The following is a 20,894-nucleotide window of genomic DNA, read 5'->3' on the forward strand; positions in this document are numbered from 1 at the left end:
GAGAGACTTTGATGACTGCGAAGTTGGAAAAAGTTCTGATCGCCAACCGCGGTGAGATCGCCCTGCGGATCCTGCGTGCCTGCAAAGAGATGGGCATCAAGACTGTCGCCGTTTACTCCAAGGCCGACAAAGAGCTGATGCACCTGGGTCTGGCAGACGAATCCGTCTGCATCGGCCCGGCCTCGGCCGCGCATTCTTATCTGCACATCCCGGCAATCATCGCCGCGGCTGAAGTGACCGGCGCTACCGCCATTCACCCAGGCTACGGTTTCCTTGCGGAAAACGCTGATTTCGCTGAACAGGTCGAGAACTCCGGCTTCGCCTTCATTGGCCCGAAAGCCGACACCATTCGCCTGATGGGCGACAAGGTATCGGCCAAGCACGCCATGATCGCTGCGGGCGTTCCAACCGTTCCGGGTTCCGACGGCCCGCTGCCTGAAGACGAAGAAACCGCTCTGCGCATCGGTCGCGAAGTCGGTTACCCGGTGATCATCAAGGCCGCTGGCGGCGGTGGTGGTCGCGGCATGCGCGTTGTGCATAACGAAGAAGACCTGATCTCCTCGGCGAAACTGACCCGCTCCGAAGCAGGCGCGGCGTTCGGCAACCCGATGGTCTATCTGGAAAAATTCCTGACCAACCCACGTCACGTGGAAGTCCAGGTACTTTCCGACGGCCAGGGCCACGCCATCCATCTGGGCGACCGCGACTGCTCGCTGCAACGTCGTCACCAGAAGGTTCTCGAAGAAGCGCCGGCACCGGGCATCGACGAGCAGGCACGGGCTGAAGTCCTCGCACGTTGCGTCAAGGCGTGCATCGACATCGGCTACCGTGGCGCTGGCACCTTCGAGTTCCTTTACGAAAACGGTCACTTCTACTTCATCGAGATGAACACTCGTGTCCAGGTAGAGCACCCGGTTTCGGAAATGGTCACCGGCATCGACATCGTCAAGGAGATGCTCAGCATCGCCGCTGGCAACAAGCTGTCGTTCACCCAGGAAGACGTGGTCATCCGCGGTCACGCGCTGGAATGCCGGATCAACGCCGAAGACCCGAAAACCTTCATGCCGAGCCCAGGCACGGTCAAGCATTTCCACGCACCAGGCGGCAACGGCGTTCGCGTCGATTCGCACCTGTACAGTGGCTATGCCGTTCCGCCGAACTACGATTCGTTGATCGGCAAGCTGATCACCTACGGCGCAACCCGTGACGAAGCCATGGCGCGCATGCGCAATGCGCTGGACGAAATCGTTGTCGACGGGATCAAGACCAACATCCCGCTGCACCGCGACCTGGTCCGTGATGAAGGCTTCTGCAAAGGGGGCGTGAACATTCACTACCTCGAGCACAAGCTGGCAGGCGAGAAGCACTAAGCTTCGACCCCATAAACAAAGCCGCCTTCGGGCGGCTTTGTTGTTTCTGGACATTGCCAACACACAGAAACCCTGTGGCGAGGGAGCTTGCTCCCGCTCGGTTGCGCAGCAACCGCAAGACCATTCAACAGAGCTGTATCAGACAGATCCGGTTCGGGCATTTGGGGACCGCTACGCGCTCCAGCGGGAGCAAGCTCCCTCGCCACAGGTGATTTGTTCACCCCAGATCCTTGGCACCCGGTCGTCTTCTGCGTCGCGCTCGCGTAAACTTGCGCGCTTCTCGCAGCCCGCTAGGCTGCAATCAATATTTTTCAAAGGTGCCCGCCATGCCTTGGCTGCAAGTCCGTCTCGCCATCAGCCCAGAACAAGCCGAAACCTACGAAGACGCTTTCCTTGAAGTGGGCGCCGTATCGGTGACCTTCATGGACGCCGAAGATCAGCCGATCTTCGAGCCGGAACTCAACACCACCCCGCTGTGGTCGCACACGCACCTGCTGGCCCTGTTCGAAGGCGGCACCGAAGCCGCCACCGTGCTGGCCCACCTTGAGTTGCTGACCGGCAGTCCGCTGCCTGAACATCACAGCGAAGTCATCGAAGACCAGGACTGGGAACGTAGCTGGATGGACGGTTTCCAGCCAATGCGTTTCGGCCAGCGTCTGTGGATCGTTCCAAGCTGGCACGCCGCACCCGAGCCTGACGCCGTGAATTTGCTGCTGGATCCGGGCCTGGCGTTCGGCACCGGCACTCACCCGACTACCGCGCTGTGCCTGGAATGGCTCGACGGTCAGGACCTGAAAGACTGCAACGTGCTGGACTTCGGTTGCGGCTCAGGGATTCTGGCCATCGCTGCCCTGCTGCTGGGCGCCAAGCAAGCCGTCGGCACCGATATCGACGTGCAAGCCCTGGAAGCCTCCCGCGATAACGCCGGCCGCAACAATATTGCCGAAGAGCTCTTCCCACTGTATCTGCCAGAAGACTTGCCGCAGGTTCAGGCCGACGTGCTGGTGGCCAATATTCTTGCCGGCCCGCTGGTTTCCCTGGCGCCGCAATTGTCCAGCCTGGTCAAATCCGGTGGTCGTCTGGCGCTGTCGGGCATCCTCGCCGAGCAAGGTGAAGAAGTCGCCAAAGCCTACGCCCAGGACTTCGATCTGGACCCGATCGCCAATCGCGATGGCTGGGTGCGCATTACTGGCCGTCGGCGCTAGAATGAGCGCCTGCATAAACCGGATCGCCGCATGACCGACAGTTTCGTCACCCAGTGCCCGCATTGCCAAACCAGCTTCCGTGTCAGCCATGCTCAATTGAGCGTGGCCCGCGGGGTGGTTCGTTGCGGCTCGTGTTTGCAGGTGTTCAACGCCGCCAAGCAGCTACTTGAGCAACGGGCCGGCAAAGACGCGATCACGCCGCAGGTCCCGGCCATCGTCGAACCGCCTGAGCCGCGGGCCATCAGCCAAAAGCAATGGAGCGCCGCCGAGCTGGATCTGGACAGTCTGGACCTGGACGAAGAACTCGCCCGCCTCGAACAACGGGAGATCCAGCCGACCACGGAATTCGGCCGTCAGCGCGAAGACAGCCTGAGTGCCAGCCGGGATACCGTCGAGCACGAAGAAGCGCCGTGGCCCGACAGCCTGTTCAGCGAATCGGCCGCCGATCGTGCGCAGACCTCTGAAGCTGACTTGCCGGAGCTGGAACTCGATCCGAGCAAATACTCGCGCACCGAACCTTCGCTGTCCCTGGAACCGGTGGAACTGGAAGACGAGTCTCTGCCGCCACAATTGCGCCTGCACGACCCACTCGACGCACCGATACATCACGAACGCCTGTCGGCGACCGATGACATCGACGACGACCTACCCTCGATCGAGCCTGTGCGCAGAAAGCGTGAACCGGCTGTCCGCGCCGAAGCCCTGCAAGACCTGACCGACGACCCACTGCAACTGGACTGGCAAAAGCGCCGCTCGCCCTGGGGTCGCCGTTTTTTCTGGCTGCTGCTGATCCTGCTCGGCGGCGCCGCGCTCGCCGGCCAGTACATCGCCTACCATTTCGAGGAACTGGCCCGTCAGGACCAGTACCGTCCGTGGTTCCAGCAACTGTGCCCGCAAATCGGCTGCACCGTGCCATCCAAAGTCGACATCGCCAAAATCAAAAGCAGCAATCTGGTGGTCCGCAGCCATCCGGACTTCAGCGGTGCACTGGTGGTCGATGCGATCATCTACAACCGCGCGCCCTTCTCCCAGCCTTTCCCGCTGCTGGAATTGCGTTTTGCCGACCTCAACGGTCACCTGATCGCCAGCCGTCGCTTCAAGCCCGGCGAGTACCTCAACGGCGACCTCGAAGGGATGGCGGAGATGCCTCCGCAAACGCCGATCCACATCGCACTGGATATCCTCGATCCAGGCTCCAAAGCGGTGAATTACAGCCTGAGCTTCCATTCGCCTGAGTGAAACGCTTCAGTGTTACGGCTTTGACGGCATATTTCTGACTTTGACCGCTCACACCAAACCGCTGGCGATAACAGAATAACTGTTCAGATTTTGTTCAATTCAGCCTTTATCCAGTCATCGAGAGCGGGTATCATGCCAACCCTTTTTCGAACTCTCATGATCCGACCCCACAACAGGGAAGTCCTATGTCGGCGGTACGCATCGGTCCTTACACATTGCACAACGGCTTGATTCTCGCCCCGATGGCGGGGGTCACAGACCAACCCTTTCGTCAGCTGTGCAAGCGACTGGGCGCAGGACTTGTAGTCTCGGAAATGGTCACCAGCGACATGAGCTTGTGGAACACCCGCAAATCGCGGATGCGCATGATCCACGAAGGTGATCCCGAGCCCCGCTCGGTACAGATCGCCGGTGGTGACGCACAGATGCTGGCGGATGCGGCCCGGGCCAACGTTGAACTGGGCGCACAGATTATTGACATCAACATGGGCTGTCCGGCGAAAAAGGTCTGCAACAAGGCCGCCGGGTCCGCACTGTTGAAAGATGAAGCATTGGTGACCGAGATCCTGCAGGCCGTAGTGGCTGCGGTTGATGTGCCGGTCACCCTGAAGATCCGTACCGGCTGGGACCGGGACAACAAGAACGGCCTGACCGTGGCGAAGATCGCCGAGCAGGCAGGCATTACGGCGTTGGCGGTTCATGGCCGCACCCGTGCCGATCTGTACACCGGCGAAGCCGAATACGACACCATTGCCGCGATCAAGCAGGCGGTGTCGATTCCGGTCTTTGCCAACGGCGATATCGATTCGCCAGAGAAGGCCCGGTACGTGCTCGATGCGACCGGTGCCGATGGCCTGCTGGTAGGCCGGGCCGCCCAGGGGCGGCCATGGATTTTTCGTGAGATCGATCATTTTCTGCGTACCGGCGAGAAACTCCCGGCACTGGAACTGATCGAGGTGGAACGCATTCTGCTAGAGCATCTGGCTGCGCTGCACGTCTTCTATGGAGATGTCATGGGCGTACGCATTGCTCGAAAGCATGTGGGCTGGTATCTCGCAACCTTGCCGGGCGCCAGGGAGTTTCGCGCCCACTTCAATCGTTTGGAAGATACGGAAGCACAATGCGCCAACGTTCAGGGCTTCTTCGCCGAACGTTACAAGAGCCTGACAGGGGACGGAGACGAGGTGGCCGCATGACGATGATGACCGAGACTTTAGTGAGTGGAATAACACCCGTGAGCGACAACGTGAATTTGAAACAGCACCTCAACACGCCGAGCGAAGAAGGTCAGACCCTTCGCGGGAGTGTCGAGAAGGCGCTGCACAATTATTTCGCCCACCTTGAAGGCGCTGCCGTCACGGATGTGTACAACCTGGTGCTCTCCGAAGTCGAGGCTCCCCTGCTCGAGTGCGTGATGAACTACGTCAAGGGCAACCAGACCAAGGCCAGCGAGCTGCTCGGGCTGAACCGAGGCACGCTGCGCAAGAAACTCAAGCAGTACGATTTGCTGTAAGCATTCAATCAAACCAGAAAGGCGCCCGCGTAAAAACGGTCGCCTTTTTTGCTGACTCCTTTGCTTTTGATGGAAATTGAAATGACCGACCAGACTACCCGCCTGCCGATCCGCCGCGCGTTGATCAGCGTTTCCGACAAGACCGGGATCCTCGAATTCGCCAAAGAGCTTGAAGCCCTGGGCGTCGAGATCCTCTCCACCGGCGGAACGTTCAAGCTGCTGCGCGACAACGGTGTTGCCGCAGTGGAAGTCGCGGATTACACCGGTTTCGCAGAAATGATGGACGGTCGGGTGAAAACCCTGCACCCGAAAATCCATGGCGGGATCCTCGGTCGTCGCGGTATCGACGACGCCATCATGAACGAGCACGGCATCAAGCCGATCGACCTGGTAGCGGTCAACCTGTACCCGTTCGAAGCGACTATCAACAAGCCAGGCTGCGACCTGCCGACCGCGATCGAGAACATCGATATCGGCGGCCCGACCATGGTCCGTTCGGCTGCAAAAAACCACAAAGACGTGGCCATCGTGGTGAATGCCAGCGACTACGCCAACGTCCTCGAAAGCCTCAAGGCCGGCGGCCTGACCTACGCTCAGCGTTTCGACCTGATGCTCAAGGCCTTCGAACACACCGCGGCCTATGACGGCATGATCGCCAACTACATGGGCACCGTGAACCAGGCGGCTGACACCCTCTGCACTGAAGGCCGCAGCGAGTTCCCGCGCACCTTCAACAGCCAGTTCGTCAAGGCTCAGGAAATGCGCTACGGCGAGAACCCGCACCAGAGCGCGGCGTTCTACGTGGAAGCCAAGCCTGCCGAAGTCGGCATCGCCACCGCGACCCAACTGCAAGGCAAAGAGCTGTCGTACAACAACGTGGCCGACACCGACGCCGCGCTGGAATGCGTGAAGAGCTTCGTCAAACCGGCCTGCGTGATCGTCAAGCACGCCAACCCGTGCGGCGTGGCCGTGAGCCCGGACGCCGAAGGCGGTATCCGTCAGGCTTACGAACTGGCCTACGCCACCGACACCGAATCGGCATTCGGCGGCATCATCGCCTTCAACCGCGAGCTGGATGCTGAAACCGCCAAAGCTATCGTCGAGCGTCAGTTCGTCGAAGTGATCATCGCCCCTTCCGTCAGCGAAGAAGCACGCGCCATCGTGGCTGCCAAAGCCAACGTGCGCCTGCTGGCCTGCGGCGAGTGGTCGGCTGATCGCGCTGCTGCCTGGGATTACAAACGCGTCAACGGTGGCCTGCTGGTACAGAGCCGCGACATCGGCATGATCGGTGCCGACGACTTGAAAGTCGTGACCAAACGCGCTCCGACCGAACAGGAGATCCACGACCTGATCTTCGCCTGGAAAGTCGCCAAATACGTTAAGTCCAACGCCATCGTCTACGCCAAGAACCGTCAGACCATCGGTGTCGGTGCTGGCCAGATGAGCCGCGTGAACTCCGCTCGTATTGCTGCGATCAAGGCTGAACATGCCGGCTTGCAGGTGGCCGGTTCGGTCATGGCATCCGACGCGTTCTTCCCGTTCCGCGACGGCCTGGACAACGCTGCCAAGGTCGGCATCACTGCGGTGATTCAGCCGGGTGGCTCGATGCGTGACAACGAAGTGATTGCCGCGGCTGATGAAGCTGGCATCGCCATGGTCTTCACCGGCATGCGCCACTTCCGTCACTGATACGACGATCAACTGTAGGAGTGAGCCTGCTCGCGATAGCGTCCTTTCAGACACATTGATTCTGACTGTAACGCCGTCATCGCGAGCAGGCTCACTCCTACAGAAAAGCATCTCTGCGGTGCTCCACAGAATTAGCGTCATCCGAGGTTTTTGAAATGAATGTTTTGATCATTGGCAGCGGTGGCCGTGAACACGCCCTGGCCTGGAAAGTGGCTCAGGATCCGCGCGTGCAGAAAGTTTTCGTGGCTCCGGGCAACGCCGGCACCGCCATTGAAGCCAAGTGCGAGAACGTCGCTATCGACGTGCTGGCCCTTGAACAGCTGGCAGACTTCGCCGAGAAAAATGTTTCCCTGACCATCGTCGGCCCGGAAGTGCCGCTGGTCGCTGGTGTCGTCGACCTGTTCCGCTCCCGCGGTCTGGATTGCTTCGGTCCGACCGCTGGCGCTGCTCAGCTGGAAGGTTCGAAAGCCTTCACCAAGGACTTCCTGGCGCGCCACAAGATCCCGACCGCCGACTACCAGAATTTCACCGAGATCGAGCCTGCCCTGGCTTATCTGCGTGAAAAAGGCGCACCGATCGTGATCAAGGCCGATGGCCTGGCCGCCGGCAAAGGCGTGATCGTTGCCATGACATTGACCGAAGCCGAAGACGCCGTACGCGACATGCTCGCGGGCAACGCATTCGGCGACGCCGGTTCGCGCGTAGTGATCGAAGAGTTCCTGGACGGTGAAGAAGCCAGCTTCATCGTCATGGTCGACGGCAAGAACGTATTGCCGATGGCCACCAGCCAGGACCACAAACGCGTCGGCGACGGCGACACCGGTCCGAACACTGGCGGCATGGGTGCTTACTCCCCTGCCCCGGTCGTGACCGCGCAAGTGCACAAGCGCGTCATGGACCTGGTGATCTGGCCAACCGTGCGCGGCATGGCCGAAGAAGGCAACGTCTACACCGGTTTCCTGTACGCCGGCCTGATGATTGACAAAGCCGGTAACCCAAAAGTTATCGAGTTCAACTGCCGTTTCGGCGACCCTGAGACCCAACCGGTGATGCTGCGTTTGCAGTCGAGCCTGGTGTTGCTGGTCGAAGCGGCGCTGGCGCAAGCCCTGGACAAGGTCGAAGCACAATGGGATCCGCGTCCGAGCGTCGGCATCGTGCTGGCGGCTGGCGGCTATCCTGGTGACTACGCTAAAGGCGTTGCCATCAACGGTCTCGATGCAGCGGCGGCACTGGAAGGCAAAGTCTTCCACGCCGGCACGGCACTCAAGGACGGTCAAGTGGTGACGGCCGGTGGCCGGGTGCTCTGCGCCACGGCAATGGGTGCCAGCGTCGATGCCGCTCAGCAGCAGGCTTACAAGCTGGCGGCCAAAATTGACTGGGAAGGCTGTTTCTATCGCAAGGACATTGGCTACCGTGCCATTGCCCGCGAGCGTGGCGAAAATCAGGAATAAGAACGCCATTCGGCCAGGCAAGGGCTTCGGGCCCTTGCCGGACTATTCCGGTGCCGCGCATAGTTATATTCTGGCATTAACCTACGAAGGGATTTCGCCGTGCGCTGGCTCAGGATTGCCATAGGATTCACCGTCACTCTGCTGACCTTGCTCTGCATGATGCTCCCGGCCCAGGCCGCGCAAGGCAGTGGCTGGGCGGTATTGCTCGACGAACAGGGTGACCTGCAGCTCAGCGACATCCGTTCCGCTCGCTACACCAATCAATTCAGCCCCATTGAACTCGACCGCCTCACTGCCGCCGAGCCCGATGGCGCGTTATGGCTGCGTTTCAGACTCGCTCCCGGCAAGCATGAACAGTTGCTGCGGGTGTTCGCTCCCGACCTGTCGCACCTCAATCTGTATGTGCTGGACGGCGACACGCTGATCGAGCAACTGAACACCGGCACCGACCAGCCCCAGGCTGAACGGCCACTGCCCAGCCGCGACTTCATGTTGCCGCTGCCGCAAAACGAAAAACCTCTCGACGTTTACCTGCGACTGGTCTCCGATCATCAGTTGCGGCCTTACATCACCCTGCAGTCGGCGGTCATGACCGCGGCCAATCAGAATCAGACGCTGATCTACGGACTATTGTTCGGCTGTATCTCGATGTTGATCCTGCACAGCCTCGTCCGCTACGCCTATACCCGCTCACGCAGCAGTCTCTGGCTGGCCGGATGCGAAGCATTGTTGATGCTCAGCCTGTTGCTGTTGCTGAATCTGGCAGGGCCATGGCTGCCGAACTGGCACGCAGTACAGACACCCGGCGCCTACCTCGCCTTGCTGCTGACGGCGCCGTGCGGCCTGATGTTCGCCTATCGCTTCTTCGCCCCACTCGGCCCGCACCCGCTGAACAAGCTGCTGCTGGGGGACATTCTGTTCATCGTGGTCTGCGGCTTGCTGCTGTTGTTCGTCAACACGCTGCCGCTGAACATCATGACCTACGCCCTGGTCGCCCTGGCAGGCCTGAGCATGTTGTTCGTCAGCGCCTATCACTGGCAAAAAGGTTATCGCCCGGCGCGCCTGTTCGTCGCGGCGATGGTGGTGTTCAACATTGGCACCCTGATCATGTTGCCGGCACTGCTGGGGCTGACCCTGGTCGCACCGCAGGGCTTGATCATGACGCTGCTGGGGTTGATCTGCATCAGCGGCGTGTTGATGAGCATTGCACTGAGCGAACGTCAGCGCCGCATCACCGAAGACCGTTTCAGCGTCAGCCGCGACCTGGCCGCCAGCAACGCCGAGATCAACGCCAAGGCCGAATTCCTGGCAAAAATCAGCCACGAAATCCGCACCCCGATGAATGGCGTGCTGGGCATGACCGAGCTGCTGCTGGGCACGCCGCTCTCGGTCAAGCAGCGCGACTATGTACAGACCATCCACAGTGCCGGCAACGAACTGCTGACACTGATCAACGAGATTCTCGACATCTCCAAACTCGAGTCCGGGCAGATCGAACTGGACGATGTGCAGTTCGACCTCAACGCACTGATCGAAGACTGCCTGAGCATCTTCCGCGCCAAGGCCGAACAGCAGAACGTCGAGCTGATCAGCTTTATCCAGCCGCAAGTGCCGCGCGTCATCAGCGGTGACCCGACGCGCCTGCGTCAGACCCTGCTGAGCCTGCTGGAAAACGCCCTGAAGAAAACCGACGAAGGCGAAATCCTGATCGTCGTCGCGCTCGATGAGCGCAGTGCCAAACCTCGCTTGCGCATTGCCGTGCAGGACAGCGGCGAGCCAATGGACGCCGAAGAGCGCGACGCATTGATGCACGCCGAACTGCACAGCAAGCACTTCCTCTCGGCCACTCGTCTGGGAGGCAACCTGGGGCTGGTGATCGCCCGTCAGCTGATTCGCTTGATGCAAGGGGAGTTCGGGGTCAAGAGCGGCGCCAACCAGGGCAGCACCTTGTGGCTGACCCTGCCGCTGGACCCTGACCGCCTCGAACACCCGACGTCGGACCTTGATGGCCCGCTGCAGGGTGCACGAGTACTGGTGGTGGACGATAACGACACGTGTCGCAAAGTGCTGGTGCAACAGTGCAGCGCCTGGGGCCTGAATGTCAGTGCCGTAGCGTCCGGCAAGGAAGCGCTGGCGCTGCTGCGCACCAAGGCTCACTTGCGCGATTACTTCGACGTGGTCCTGCTGGACCAGAACATGCCCGGTATGACCGGCATGCAACTGGCCGCCAAGATCAAGGAAGACCCGAGCCTGAACCACGACATCCTGCTGATCATGCTCACCGGCATCAGCAATGCGCCCAGCAAGATCATCGCGCGCAACTCGGGGATCAAACGCATCCTCGCCAAACCGGTGGCCGGCTACACCCTCAAGACAACGTTGGCCGATGAGCTGAACCAGCGAAACAAGGGCCTGTCCATCTCGCAGCACCTGCCCACCGGTCCGACTTTACCGGTGAAGGTGCCAAGCGATTTCCGCATCCTGGTGGCCGAAGACAACAGCATCTCGACCAAAGTGATTCGCGGCATGCTAGGCAAGCTCAACCTGCAACCGGACACCGCCAGCAATGGCGAAGAAGCCTTGCAGGCGATGAAAGCCCAGCGCTATGACCTGGTCCTGATGGACTGCGAAATGCCGATCCTCGACGGCTTCTCCGCGACTCAGCAATTGCGTGCCTGGGAAGTCGGTAATCAGCGGATTCGCACGCCGGTGGTGGCGCTGACAGCGCACATCCTTGCCGAGCATAAAGAGCGCGCGCGCCAGGCCGGCATGGACGGGCACATGGCCAAACCGGTAGAGCTGTCGCAACTGCGTGACCTGATAGAGCATTGGGTGGCCCAGCGCGATCAGCAGAACCGCACGGCCTCGACCTTTTGAGCAGGCGTGTGGCGCCTGCTCGACCAGGACTCAATCTGCAGCGCAGATCCCTTTGTCCGAACCTTCATCGGTCAGTGTCAACATCGCAACGTTGTCCTCAAGCCTGTCTTTGACTTTCAAGGCAATGGCGTCGCGCACGGGGCTGTAGAGTGTTTCGGATAGGTTGGCGCCGGCGTAGCGCATGCAAACACTGCCTCGTATATCCTTGGCTTGATAGCGCTGGGCCAACGGGTTGGAGTCGAGGCCCTGGTCAGTCTTAAGTTCCATGTACACGCTTGTGACGGATGTCGGCGTGTACGCTACAACCACTAGCAAACGCACAGCCATGGCGGGTGAAAGCACATCCCCAGGCTCCCCCGTGGAAATTTTCTGCATGTGCCCGCGCAGCAACCCCATTGCGGGTTCGGTGCCGGACAGCCTTGTCAGCCGCTGCAACGTTGCAGCCGCTGCGCCTCATTTGTTCGCAGCATCTTTGAACAACGATGCGATGACCCAGTCGCCGACACACTCGACGCTATCTTGTGCGACAGGCCATTCCTGTCTTGCTCTTGAATGTCGCAGCCAGTAGTCATCCAGAAATTCTACATAGGCGTTGTACCAGTCAATATGCGGTGCTTTTTCGATCTTCTTGTTGGCAACCAATTGCGCCAACAACAGGGAGTCGATTAAATCATTATAACGACCCAGCTCATGCGCTGCAGGAACTAGCAAGACACCCGCCCCAACGATCAACAAAGAATACTCGTCACTCATATAAACTCCGCGACAACAACAAGGCAGCCGATAATCGGCTGCCGATTTAAATCAGTTAGACGTCAATATTTGCGATTTGATTTTTATGCGGGATCAGCTTGCTCTTGACCGATTCACGAACTGAGTCAGCGACGAATGTATTTTTGGCAAATACTGTTTCGCCGCGATACAGGCTCACATTACGGACATCCACATCAACGAACATCACTTTGGTCGAGTAGTTCTTGCGAAGAAAACGCACTGTACCGACGGCCATGATGCCTTCACCTTCGACTTCGACACACGCGCCGGCCGAGATTCCGCCTACGCCCTGTTCCAGCAGATTTCGCTCATAAACAGTCAGGGCAGCCGTGTCACGCTTTTGCAGGGCAGCGATCGCATCCCCCGCGACCTTGAGCATCAACGCGGTCGACGGACCAGGCAATGCAACGCCGGCAACCACCGAACCGAGAATCTCCAGCACCAGTTTGTCCATCCGCACGCTGGTGCCCTCGACTTGGAGGCCATTGTAGTACTTGCTGACAGGCGTCCAGCCTGCGATTGTCATGACTTCCCGGAACCTCAAATACCACTCTTTGCCCTGATGTTCTTGCGGGTATTGTTTGTTCGCTGCACGGGTTGCAAAGAGAAAGGCGTTTTCAGCATCCGACTTGTTTTCGACACTGAGTTTGCCAGCAAAGCCCAACGTGCCTTCACCCACAATAGAGCCTTTCGACGGCGCTTCAATCTCGTCGCCCACAACCTTCATGCCACGAGGACGAATAATCACCTGTTCATCGAGCTCACACTCTTCAATCGCTTCAATACAGGCCGCAACATAACTTTCACGAATAGCTTTATTGTACATAACGAACTCCTTATAAAAATATCAGACAAGTTCCTCATGAACTTGCGATAAAACAATAATCAAACAACCGAACAACTACAAACTCAAACCTGTAACATTAAAACCAACCAAACAATGCAACTTACAAGACGCCCACCAGGCTATAACAACACCCGACAAAAAAATTAATTGGCGCGTACGCCACAACTCAAATCCACAAGCAACTAACTGACTGATAGACTCCCCGTCATCCCTCTCCTGATGCGAGCCGAAACCATGCTCCACGTGTTGTTCAGCGTTTACCTGAAGATGCTGGTGCTCTACAGCCCGTTCTTCGTGTTGTCCTGCTTCATCAGCCTGACTCGCGGTTATTCACGCAAGGAACAACGCCGACTGGCCTGGAAAGTGGCAACAGCCACCCTGGTCTCCAGCGTCTTGCTGTATCTGTTCGGGCGAGTGATTTTCAGTGTCTTCGGCATCACCGTGGACGCGTTCCGCATCGGTGCCGGCAGTGTGTTGTTCATCTCGGCGCTGGGCATGGCCCAGGGCAAGTCGGCCGTGCAGACCGACAACGTGCAGCAGGACGTGACCATCGTCCCACTGACGATTCCCCTGACGGTCGGCCCCGGCACCATCGGCGCCTTGCTGGTGATGGGCGTGAGTCAGCCGCATTGGGACGACAAACTCACGGCCATTCTCAGCATTGCCCTGGCCAGTTTCACGGTCGGCGTGGTGCTTTATTTGTCCAACCGTATCGAGCGGATTCTCGGTGACCAGGGCTTGCAGATCGTCAGCCGGTTGATGGGGTTGTTCGTCTGCGCATTGGCGGCGCAGATCATCTTTACCGGAGTGAAGGGCTATCTGGTTCCGTGACGCCCACCTTCGTCATTAGCGCGGCGAGCTGCCTGTCCTCGCCATCGATGGCCAGTGCCGGCACTAACTCATCAAGGGTTACGGTCATTGTGGTTCCATGAACCTGCAGACTCAGATTCATCGAACGGCGTTCGGCCAAATCGTCGGAGTGATCGCGCAAGATCAGGCTGTGTCCGGTATTCGGGTCAATGAGCACCAACTGCCTTTCAACCAGGCTGACCCGCCACGCATCCTGCGCCCCCGTATCCAGAATCAATGTGCCAGGCATCAGTGACCCGGCACTCAACGAACGACGACAATCAACCACGATGCATTCAAGCCGCTGCCAGACAGTGCTCGATACGCTGCAACTGATCGCCCTGGGCCCATAACTCAAGATCAACTGGGTAACGCCGTCAGGTATCAACGGCATAACGTCATTGAGTTCACCCTGAAATTCCAGCATCAACACCTCAGCTTCACGACGGGCAACGCTGTTCTCCAGCCACACGTCCCTCGAAGCGCTGTATGTCAGTTGGCTGGGCGTTTCATGTAACAAGGCAACCGTTTTGTTTCGAACACCCAGCAGTCGGGTTTCCACGCTCGTATTGATCTCACCCACCACACGATCGATGTCCTCGACGTACCATTGGTAGCCCGAGTTACCGCCAACCGATACAAATGCTTCGTGGGGATGCTTGCTCAGCAGCGCCTTCAACGCTTGCCTCACCCCTTCATCGTTAGGGGCATTCGTCCCCTGTTGCGCCAGAACCCAGTCTCCCGTGACGCCGACAATACGTGCCGGCTCACCGAACATCATCTCGAGCTCAACCCCTTCAAGCGTTCGCCCTCGCAGACCGGTGCCATGTGTCCATACCTGCGCAAAAGACCATTTTGGCCAGACCTTTTGTGGCTCAGGCACCAGGTCCTGCCGCAGAAGCTCCAGACCATTATCAAAGAGTGTCGGCAGTTTTTCAGGCTCAAGGTACGCTTGGCGGTAAAGTTGCCCGACGGAAACATCCAGCAGCCAACCCGCCTCCTCATCTGGTGACGTTGCCACCAACTGCACGACCTTGCCGGGGCCGACATCAGCAATCAGCCATCGATGGTCGACGTACCAGGCACACAGTTTTTCATCCCGTACGCCGTTACCCAGACCAAGAATCGAAAAGCTCGACGCTTGATGCGCCTTCGCAAGCGCCTCGACGTCGGTCCAAAACTCAAAGCCAATGCCCAACGGCCCTCTGGCATCCTCCAGCCAGTCTTCGGAGACTCCGGCCAGCTGCGACTGCCCTTGCTCGTTGATGTCGAAATACAGTCCGTTCCCGGTCAACGCAACGTAGCGTTTTTCATTGGCGATGACGTCAATCACACTCTTGGGCCCGACAGGCTCAGCCTGGGCATCCACACCGGTGACGGTCATTCCGATCTTCTGGCGATAGAGGGTCCGATTGTGCTTGTCAAAGAACAGGACGGTATCGCCCGTGCTGGTCGCGGGTGTCAGCAACATCGGGCTGACCGCGCCGCCCGGCCCCTCGATCTGCGGCACATTGGGACGAATCAGCAGGCCATCGGCAGCACGGACCCACGTGCTGACCGGTTCCTTTCTGCCCTGGGTCAACGGTGTTATCGAGACAAACGCCGCGGGCTGATAATCCACGACTTTCACTTGGGTCAAAGGCCTGAGCTTCGAGTCCTTGACCAACAGTTCGTAATCCCACAAGAAATTCGACCACCCTGGCATGGCGCTCTTGAGCATCAGGTCTTGCTGACGGTCGGTCAGATGACCTGCAATCGCCAGCAGCAAGACTTCGTCTTCACCCAACAGGTAGACCACCTCGGCTTCACGCCCGGTGCGCTGGGTCACTTGCTGGACAATCCGCATGATCCCCTGCCCCAGGACCTGGAACACCGAAATGCTCGAACCGGGCACCGGATCCATCAGCCTGTAGAATCGATTAACCCGCCCGGTGACCACGTCAGAGCGCCAGATGAGTGCTTCCTGGGAGCAGTAGAAATACGCCTGCCCACCCACAACCGCACCTAGCCTGGCTTGGTTCGCCAGTGCTGATGGGAGGTCGCGAGCGTAGATAAAACGATCACGGGCCTGCTCATAAAAAGCCGTGGTGAGTTGTGGTTCTTGTGGGTCTGCGAACGGAACCGGGAAATGCTGTACCGCTGTGAACGGACTGGCCAAACGATTGGCGCGGCCCAGCTTCCTGACTCGGGCCTGGATCATCGCCGAGTCGCCAGTCGGATCGTTCTCCAGCTCTTCGAGCAGCAACTGCTGTTTCGCCCAGTTGACTCGAAACGACTGATGCAAAGTCTGGATAACCAGTTCAGGCGTACCCATGACGAGAACGTCGACATCCCCTACCTTCAAAAGACCTTCGCCGACAACGATATCCTCTTCGCTCAACCAGAGCGCACGCAGCGTCCAGGCCATGGGGCGAGCCTTCTGTGCCAGTGACAGATTCACCGAACGCACGCCCGAAGCGAGGGTCAGCGCGCAATGACCACCCACCCCTTCAATCCTGTAAGACAGCTTGCCGCGCAACATTTTTGGCAGCTCGGGCACCAGCAACGAACGCGGTTCCTGATCCAGCAAGACACTGATCGTCGTCTCGACTTCTATCGGATTCAAGTCGCGCATGATGTATTCGGAGGGGAACTTGTAAAAGGTAAACCAGAACTGGCGATTGCCTGCTGCGTCGTACTCCAGCTTCAGCGCCGTATCAAAATGCTCGGAACGCGTGGTCGAAAACGGCAGGGCCGAGTAATCGAAACCGAACCAGGTGTTGGCCACACACGGCAGGACAACGGCCTGAAAGGTCGTCAAATCGCCAATGTCCGCATGCTCTGGCAACCCGAGGTGTTGTCGAATGTTGATGGCTTTCGAACGATCAAGGTTGTGATTCGGCGGGTGCAGCGTGGAGGTGTTGGCCGATAAAATTTCCTGACTGCCGAATGTCAGTCGCTGGTTGCGTAAATCAATCTCATGGATGACCGCATAAGGATTCGGATAAAACACGCCCTCCCTGATCGAGTGACCGCCCGAGCGATACGCCCTATCGACGCGATTCAGGTACTGACCGATCCGCCGTCCTCGCTCCAATGTGCCGTTGAACCCTTCGACCAGCGCGCTCACGCCAATGGCCAACCCGCCCAGAATCACACCGGCCCCGCCAAGAAACGCAGCCGCCGTACTGGCACCGGCCAGGCCGGCGCCTATGCCGGCCACAGACAGTGCCAACCCCGCCGAATCGAACGCCAACTGCGTGCCGTATTGCGCCTGTTGCAGATCGTCCTTGGCATTGGCCAACAGGTAGATATCGAAACCCAGAGTCGCCAGTTGCATCACCGTGGCCAAACCATCCCTGGCAATATGTCCCAGCGCGTTGACCACTACCGAGGAGGTGGTCCGGGCCACCAGCGGTGCATCGTTTAATGCCACCCTGAACAGTTTCACCAGATCCACGATGTCGAGCAGATTGCCATGGGCCAGTTGCGCGTAACTGAGGTAACCGTGCAGTCGCACGGCAGTCGTCAGGCTGCGGTCTTCATTGATGTCGCTGATTTGCTCATGGGACTGGAGCGCCACCAGCAGCGCCTGAACCGTAAAAGCCGCATTCAAGGTATGCACGGCGCTGACATCGGTCGGGTCAAACTTACCCGGTACCGACGGCTTGACCGACAATGTCTGGAAGGTCTCCGTCAGGTAGGAGCGGATCCGCGACAGAACTCCATCAGTGCTTGATACCCTGACGGTGCGCGAGGGGTCCTTGAGATTGACCAGGCTGATTTCATAGCGCCCACCAGACACCTCTCGCACACTGTCGAACACCGGAGCAAAGTCTCGCCCAAGGTTACTTTCCGTGTGCAGGCGATCAGCGCTGCGCTGAATCTGCTGCGCCCAGTGACGAGCGTCCAGTTCGTTCAGTCCACGCCCCAGTCGGGCATTCTCCGACAATGATCGAGCCCGTAACGCAGCGTGATGTTCCCAGGGTGCCACCGTTACACCGGTGCTGATCGGATCATGGCTCAGCAACCCCGACACATTGATCTGCGACGGTAGGGTCAGATCGGCGATACGTGAGCCCTTGAGGCCGATGACGTTGAACGTCGCTTCCGTCAGGTGACTGATCTCATAGAGTTTGGCCAGTTCAGGGATGCTCAAAAACTGCTCAAGCCCACGGTGCAGGTCCTGCACCTGGTCAAATCCGAAGACACCGAAATTCGGATCGTAGAAGCGGTAGGTACTCGACTCGCCGTCGACGATTTTTGCCACCAGCAGGGAATGGCTTTCGGTGTTGATCATCAAGGTACTGGTGGACGTCCTGGCTTCCAGTGTCTGCATGACCTGGTCCAGCCGGGATGCCCCCAATAAAGTGCCCGACTGCGCCATTGGCACAGTTCGCAGCTCATCGAGGGTGCGCACAAATGCATGGGTTTCATTAGCATCAGGAGCGAGGTTGGCATTGGCCAACCTGCCGCTCAAAGCGTCCACGGCCGAGGGGCCTTTTTCGATGGCCGCCGCCATGGCCAACACCAGTGGATAACAGCGCATTCCGGGATCGCCTTCACCCCTGACCAGTAATCCTTGAGGCATCAACCTCCCCGTCGAAGCACCTTGCGCGATGAAGGTTTCCAACACCGTGGCGCTGCGCTGGAAGATGTGGTGGCGCAATTCGTATTGGGCCTGAAACCTGATGCGGGCCATGTGCTCGCCCCATTGGCGCAAGGTCAACGGCGTCTCGAACGCAAGGGCCTTGAGCACCTGAGCGCTGTTCTTCGATGGCTCAACCGTTGCCTGGGCAGCGGCAAACCCGGCTTCGAATGCAGGATTCCTGCGGGCGAACAAGGCCTGCTCGATGGCCATATAACGCTGGGCGAAACCGAGATCGACGGTGCTCTGCGCGAGGGTTCGGGTGTGCTGCCAGGCACCGTCGAATCCGGCATTATCCAGCGTCTGCGCGCCGAACAGCCCGCCGAGTAACACTCGATGCACCGGGCTCAACTGATCAAGTGGCAGAGAGCCGTGACCAATGCGAACGATCATTTCATTCAGATTGCCGATCGGCTCAAAACCGTGCGAGACCGGAAGTCCGACACGGTCTTGCGCCAGGATCCGCTGACGCTCATCGAAGCTCACGGACCAAGGCTTATCGAAGCTCAGGTCGCCGCTGAGTTTTTCGTTCATGGCCCGGATGAAGGGGCCTCCCAGGTCATCCATCAATTGCTGCAAGATGTCGGTCTGTAAAACCGGCCGGCCTTCAATCACAGGCCAACCCTTTTCAAACGTCATCAGCTGACCTTTAAGCAGCTCAGTGATGTTGCCTTTGAAATGGGCCTTATAGCCGCCCTGGCTCCCTTTTGTTGTTTCAAGCTCGAACCAGGCCGCCTCAGTCCTGGCATTGTCTTTCCAGCTGTGATGGGTTTCTTCTTCGGTGGCGAGGTTAAAGCCGTCGAACAGGTCAACCTTGTCGCTAATCAGTTGGCGGCTTTGAAGTACCGCATGGTCTTCGACAAAGTCACTCAAACCGCTGGATACCGCCGTCGGTCCGCTCATCGCAATGGCCGATTGGGCACCGAATTTGATGCCATCGGCATCATAGTCATTGATGGCCTGCAAAAAACTGTTGAGGCTTTGCAGATTCGCCTTCCAGGTTGAAATCGGACCGTGTTGTTTCTCCAGCTCCCGGATAATCAGATCGGGGAATGCCTGGCGATCCTGAAGCGATACATTGCTGCTCAACGCCTGCGCAACTACCTGGTCCAGGAACTGATAGTTGCTGCGAATTTTTTCCATGACGGCGGCGAGTTGCGCAGAACCCGCATGACCACTCAACAGGGCATTGGATAATCCGTTGAATGGCGTCTTGATTTGATTCGTCATCGAATCAGGCGTGTTTTTATTACCGACACGCAGACCGTTCGACGCCACCATGACGTCATTGAACGGGGCAAAAATATCGCTGAGCGACGGCATGCTTTTGGCAAATGCTGTTATCGCCTCTCTGTGTTGTTCAGGCACCTTGGGGCGAAAATCCGCATAGGCCTGCCCCCTATTCGGAAGTATTGTCGGGTTGTGATCAAACAATACCTGCATCACACCTATGCGTTCTTCGGCACTGAAGGCGGCGAGATCCACACCCCCGAGCACTTTATGCAGAGACGGCAGCAAATCAGCATCAAGATAGGTTCCACTCTCGAGATTCACAGCCTGTAGACGCGTGATATCGGACGCCGCCGCCAGGTTGGTACGAAAAGAGATTTCACGCTCATAAATATCGAACAACGGTTGATCGATAAGCTGAACTCGCAGGTCTCGAAGTGCGACGCCCTCACGCGCCAGGGACTGAAGGTTGCGCGCCTTGAGGGCCGTGAGCGCACCTTTATCCTGGCCGTAGGCACTCACTAAAAGATCGATTCGCGCCTGATCGGCGCTCCCGCCAGCCTGGATGGCGGACTGGATATGATTGAACATCTGCTGTCGCAATACTCGAGCTCTCTCGATGTAACGACGAGCCAGCGCAGCAGGCGTATCGACTGTTCCTGGTGGCGCAGAAGTTGTCCCCAGCGCTTTGGCTGACTCGACGATGATGCGATTGGTCTCATGGGCCAGCAAAGCCTCGCTGTCATACCACAGGTTGAGGCTGTAACCCTGAGGGGCAAGCATTTGCCGCCAGACATTGATGTAGTCTCCCTGAATAGCGCCAATGCCGCCGCCCACCCAGGCAAAGTGCAACTTTTTGGGGGCGGGCTTGACCGTATTCAGTAGTTCGACAGTGGTACTCAAACGCAGGAAATAGTCCGTCAATTTATCCCGGACTTTTTGCAGTGCGGCAGCCGACCCTTTCGGGTTTATTGATTCAAGCGTTTCCTTCAATAGACTTATCGGCGTCAGTTGGGCGTCCGGACTCGACGCGTCGATAGCACCGTCGAAGTAACGCAAGGCCGCTGCGTGCTCCGGCAGTTCTTTGAAGCTGCTCAACGCAACCTCCAACTCGCTGCGATCAAACGGCGTGGAAAAAGTGTCAGTCTGATTCAGTGTTCCGGTCGGTGTACTTTTCATTTTCATATCCATATGAAAAAAGCCGACAGCCACTGACACATCGA

The 20,894-nt window shown here is 58.5% G+C and carries 13 protein-coding genes; 9 read left to right on the top strand and 4 right to left on the bottom strand.

The window, feature by feature from the left end:
* Positions 1-11 precede the first annotated feature (11 nt).
* The 8 genes from accC to ABH912_RS17225 all read left to right on the top strand — a co-directional run bounded on the left by accC (position 12) and on the right by ABH912_RS17225 (position 11,344).
* Positions 12-1,370, top strand: coding sequence for an acetyl-CoA carboxylase biotin carboxylase subunit (accC, locus tag ABH912_RS17190; RefSeq protein WP_033059580.1), 1,359 nt, complete (start codon positions 12-14; stop codon positions 1,368-1,370).
* Positions 1,371-1,696: 326 nt separating this feature from the next.
* Complete coding sequence (gene prmA / locus ABH912_RS17195; protein ID WP_033059581.1) at positions 1,697-2,575, top strand: 50S ribosomal protein L11 methyltransferase; 879 nt, start codon at positions 1,697-1,699, stop codon at positions 2,573-2,575.
* A gap of 30 nt (positions 2,576-2,605) precedes the next feature.
* Complete coding sequence (locus ABH912_RS17200) at positions 2,606-3,814, top strand: DUF3426 domain-containing protein (protein WP_429511210.1); 1,209 nt, start codon at positions 2,606-2,608, stop codon at positions 3,812-3,814.
* A 185-nt stretch (positions 3,815-3,999) separates the two neighbouring features.
* Entirely contained in the window at positions 4,000-5,010 is a 1,011-nt protein-coding gene (gene dusB / locus ABH912_RS17205; protein ID WP_008153758.1) for a tRNA dihydrouridine synthase DusB, read from the top strand.
* Positions 5,007-5,327: a DNA-binding transcriptional regulator Fis gene (gene fis, locus ABH912_RS17210; protein ID WP_033059584.1), complete on the top strand. Its 321-nt coding sequence runs from the start codon at positions 5,007-5,009 to the stop codon at positions 5,325-5,327. The genes dusB and fis overlap by 4 nt, the downstream gene beginning before the upstream one ends.
* An 81-nt stretch (positions 5,328-5,408) precedes the next feature.
* On the top strand, positions 5,409-7,016 hold the full coding sequence (gene purH, locus ABH912_RS17215; RefSeq protein WP_429511211.1) for a bifunctional phosphoribosylaminoimidazolecarboxamide formyltransferase/IMP cyclohydrolase: 1,608 nt from the start codon (positions 5,409-5,411) through the stop codon (positions 7,014-7,016).
* 155 nt (positions 7,017-7,171) lie between these two features.
* Entirely contained in the window at positions 7,172-8,467 is a 1,296-nt protein-coding gene (gene purD / locus ABH912_RS17220) for a phosphoribosylamine--glycine ligase (RefSeq protein ID WP_415758092.1), read from the top strand.
* A gap of 99 nt (positions 8,468-8,566) precedes the next feature.
* Positions 8,567-11,344 (top strand): response regulator, encoded by a 2,778-nt coding sequence (locus ABH912_RS17225; protein WP_429511212.1) that lies wholly within the window; start codon positions 8,567-8,569, stop codon positions 11,342-11,344.
* Positions 11,345-11,374: 30 nt separating this feature from the next.
* Here the strand turns inward: ABH912_RS17225 and ABH912_RS17230 are convergent, their stop codons facing one another.
* The 3 genes from ABH912_RS17230 to ABH912_RS17240 form a co-directional block, all read right to left on the bottom strand.
* Positions 11,375-11,611: a hypothetical protein gene (locus ABH912_RS17230; protein ID WP_429511213.1), complete on the bottom strand. Its 237-nt coding sequence runs from the start codon at positions 11,609-11,611 to the stop codon at positions 11,375-11,377.
* Positions 11,612-11,797: 186 nt separating this feature from the next.
* Complete coding sequence (locus ABH912_RS17235) at positions 11,798-12,097, bottom strand: hypothetical protein (RefSeq protein ID WP_429511214.1); 300 nt, start codon at positions 12,095-12,097, stop codon at positions 11,798-11,800.
* Between the two features lie 55 nt (positions 12,098-12,152).
* Positions 12,153-12,944 (bottom strand): hypothetical protein, encoded by a 792-nt coding sequence (locus ABH912_RS17240; protein WP_429511215.1) that lies wholly within the window; start codon positions 12,942-12,944, stop codon positions 12,153-12,155.
* A 255-nt stretch (positions 12,945-13,199) separates the two neighbouring features.
* On the opposite strand from ABH912_RS17240, the gene ABH912_RS17245 reads away from it, so the two are divergent.
* Positions 13,200-13,796 (top strand): MarC family protein, encoded by a 597-nt coding sequence (locus ABH912_RS17245; RefSeq protein ID WP_007937197.1) that lies wholly within the window; start codon positions 13,200-13,202, stop codon positions 13,794-13,796.
* On the opposite strand, the gene ABH912_RS17250 is transcribed toward ABH912_RS17245, so the two are convergent.
* The gene (locus ABH912_RS17250) at positions 13,765-20,850 is read right to left on the bottom strand and encodes a TcdA/TcdB pore-forming domain-containing protein (protein ID WP_429511216.1); all 7,086 of its coding nucleotides are present in this window, start codon (positions 20,848-20,850) and stop codon (positions 13,765-13,767) included. The genes ABH912_RS17245 and ABH912_RS17250 overlap by 32 nt on opposite strands.
* Positions 20,851-20,894 lie beyond the last annotated feature (44 nt).

The sequence above is a fragment of the Pseudomonas sp. BT76 TE3572 genome (assembly GCF_050435365.1).
GTDB classification, from domain to species: domain Bacteria; phylum Pseudomonadota; class Gammaproteobacteria; order Pseudomonadales; family Pseudomonadaceae; genus Aquipseudomonas; species Aquipseudomonas fluorescens_W.